This window comes from Kribbella turkmenica (genome assembly GCF_004348725.1).
Classification (GTDB): Bacteria; Actinomycetota; Actinomycetes; order Propionibacteriales; family Kribbellaceae; genus Kribbella; species Kribbella turkmenica.
The window spans coordinates 1-2871 of the sequence record NZ_SMKR01000300.1; the positions used below are offsets into that span (position 1 = coordinate 1).

A 2871-nucleotide genomic window follows, 5' to 3' on the forward strand; every position below is an offset into this window, starting at 1 on the left:
GTGATGGCCTGGGCGTCCGGCATTCAGTCGCGGGGCGGCGCCTTGACGGCCAGCACGGGGACCGGGGACTCGAGCAGGACACGCTGGGCGGTGCTGCCGAGGATGAGCTTGCCGACCGGGCTGCGGCGGCGCAGGCCCAGGACGATGAGGACGACGTCCTCGGCAGCGGCCGCCTTGAGCAGCTCGCCGGCGACGTCGCCGGTGGCAGCGGCCTGCTGGATGCTCACCTCGACGCCGCGGTCGCGCAGGGTGGTTTCGGCGGCGGCCAGCTCGTCTGCGTCGGCGTACCGGGCATCGATGTAGGCGTCGCCGCGGCTGGTGTTGAGCAGGAGCACGGACGCGCCGCGCAGCTCGGCCTCGGCAGCTGCCGCCGCCAGCGCGGCCTCGCCCTCGGGTGTTGGCACGTAGCCGACCAGGATCTTCACAGACCCCACTCTCCCATGGCGGAGACGGCCTGATCGTCCTCGCCGCCCGCAGCCCACTCCCGCCTCCACTGGCCAGGCGGCCTCACTCCCATCCTCGACCTCGCCCGCAGCTTGGTCGAAGGCGGCGCCCGGGCCCTCGCTTCTCCCTCGGCGACGAATACGGAGCCCTCACCAGATGACAATCCTCGCCGAGGCGCTCAGGGATCAGTGCGCGGAGTGAGTCTGTCGCGGCGGACTTTGCCGGTGGCGTTGCGGGGGAAGTCGTCGAGGACGACGATCTGGCGAGGAGTCTTGTAGCGGGCGAGGTTGGCTTTGACGTGGTCGAGCAGTTCGTCCTCGGTGGCCGGTTCGCGCAGGACGACGTACGCGATCAGGCGCTGGCCGAACTCCTCGTCGGGTACGCCGGCGACGACCGCCTCGGCGACTGCGGGGTGGGCCGCAAGGCAGTCCTCGACCTCGACCGGGTACACGTTCTCGCCGCCGGACACGATCATGTCGTCCTCGCGGCCGTCGACGAACAGGCGGCCGGACCGGTCCAGGTGACCGAGGTCGCCGGTGCTCATCCGGCCGTCCACGACCGTCGTGGACGAGCCGTCGGAGTACCCGCCGAACACCAGGCCGCCGCCGGCGAAGATCCGCCCGGTCTCACCGGCGGGCACCGGCCGGTCGTTCTCGTCGAGGATCCGGACCGTGCTGCCGAGGCACGGGCGGCCGACGGTTCCGGGGGCGGCGATCAGGTCGGCGGACGTCGCGATCGTGGCGATGCCGATCTCACTGGAGCCGTACGCGTCGCACAGCACCGGGCCGAACTGCGCGATGAACTGCTCGGCGAGCGGTACGCCGAGCATCGACGCGCCGGAGATCACCGCGCGGAGCGAGCGGAGGTCGTGTTGGGCGAGTTCGTCCGGTCCCAGGTCGAGCATACGGCGGAGCATCACGGGTACGGCGACGATCGAGCCGGCCCGGGCCCGTTCGACCTCGGTCAGCACGGTACGGGCGTCGTACCGGCGGAACAGCACGAGCGGCGACCCCAGGAACAACGCGAGCATCGAGGTGAGCAGACCGAGCCCGTGGAAGAGCGGCGGGCAGATCGCCATCGGCTCACCCGACCGCAGGCCGAAGCGGTTGAGCGCACTGGCTGTCAGGCCCGCGAGCCCCAACGCGGTCGGCACGCGCGGCGCCGCTTTCGGCGTCCCCGTCGTACCTGAGGTCAGGATCGTGATGTGCCCGGGTGACTCGGGCTTGGGTGCCGCGGGTGCCGTCGACGCGGCGAGCCGGTCGAGACCGTCGGAGTCCCAGGCGAGCACTGTCGGTACGTCGGTCCGCGGGGCGAACTCGGCATCGTGGACGAGCAGGTCCGGCCGGTGTCGCTCGAGGACGGCCTTCAGTTGCGGGGGAGCGAACTCCGTGTTCACGAAGAGCACGTCCGCGCCGGCGCGGGACGCCGACAGCGTCGCCTCCAGGAAGCCCTGGTGGTTCCGGCACAGCACCGCGACCTTGCTCCCGGCAACGACTCCGTGGTCGGCGTGCATGGCGGCCGCGATCCGCTCACAGCGGCGGTCGAGTTCGGCGTACGTCGTACTGCCGGCCTCGTCGATCACGGCGAGCCGGTCCGGGAACCTGATCGCGGCGATCGCCCCGAGCGCGGCCATCGACTGACCCCACTGGCGCAGCGCGCGCTCGATCCCGATTAGGTGCGACGGGCGGGCCGGGCGCCAGACACCGGACCTGATCAGCGCGACCGACACCCCGCCGACCTCCGCCGCGGTCTGCACCAGCCAGTCCGGTGGCCGCATCGGCCCGATCGGCCGTGGAGCTTTCACGATTCCTCGTCTCCCGTTCGTCGTTTGTGCCGCGAACTGATCCGGAAGTACTGCTCCAGCAGTCGGTCGGTCGGGACGCGGAACAGGTTGCCGAGGAGTTCGGCCGGCCGGACCATCGGCGGAGTGATGTTGTGCGTCCGCTCGGCGATCGCCGTACACACCTGATCCGCCGCCTGCTCCGGCGTCAGCCCCGGCATCTTGTGGAGCAGCGGCGTCGGCTCGCTCATCCGGGTGTGCACCAGGCCCATGTAGACCGTCGACACCGTCACGTCGTCCCCGCGGATCTCCTGCGCGACACACCGGAGCCACACGTCGAACGCACTCTTCGACGCCAGGTACGCCGACCAGCGCGCCATCGGCGGCGTCCGTACGCCGGCCGTCGACACGTTCACGATGTGACCCTCGCCCCGGTTCCGCATCGACGGGAGCAACTCGAGCACGAGCCTGGCCGGGCCGAGATAGTTGATCGCGTTCGTCCGCTCGATGTCGTGGAACCGCTGGTACGAGTCCGCCACCGACCGCCGGATCGACCGCCCCGCGTTGCTCACCAGCACATCCACGTGCCCGTGGTCGACGAGAACGGTCCGCGCCAACTCCTCGACCTCCGCCGGATCGGCCAGGTT

3 protein-coding genes are annotated in these 2871 nt (G+C 71.0%); all 3 read right to left on the bottom strand.

Annotation, left to right across the window (positions count from 1 at the left end; all coding sequences use genetic code 11):
- Positions 1-23 precede the first annotated feature (23 nt).
- On the bottom strand, positions 24-425 hold the full coding sequence (locus E1218_RS35285) for a universal stress protein (protein ID WP_132327374.1): 402 nt from the start codon (positions 423-425) through the stop codon (positions 24-26).
- A 197-nt stretch (positions 426-622) separates the two neighbouring features.
- Complete coding sequence (locus E1218_RS35290) at positions 623-2248, bottom strand: AMP-binding protein (RefSeq protein ID WP_233712690.1); 1626 nt, start codon at positions 2246-2248, stop codon at positions 623-625.
- Positions 2245-2871, bottom strand: a 627-nt coding sequence (locus E1218_RS35295) for an SDR family NAD(P)-dependent oxidoreductase (RefSeq protein WP_132327375.1), incomplete at its 5' end; no start/stop codon positions are given. The genes E1218_RS35295 and E1218_RS35290, both read right to left, overlap by 4 nt.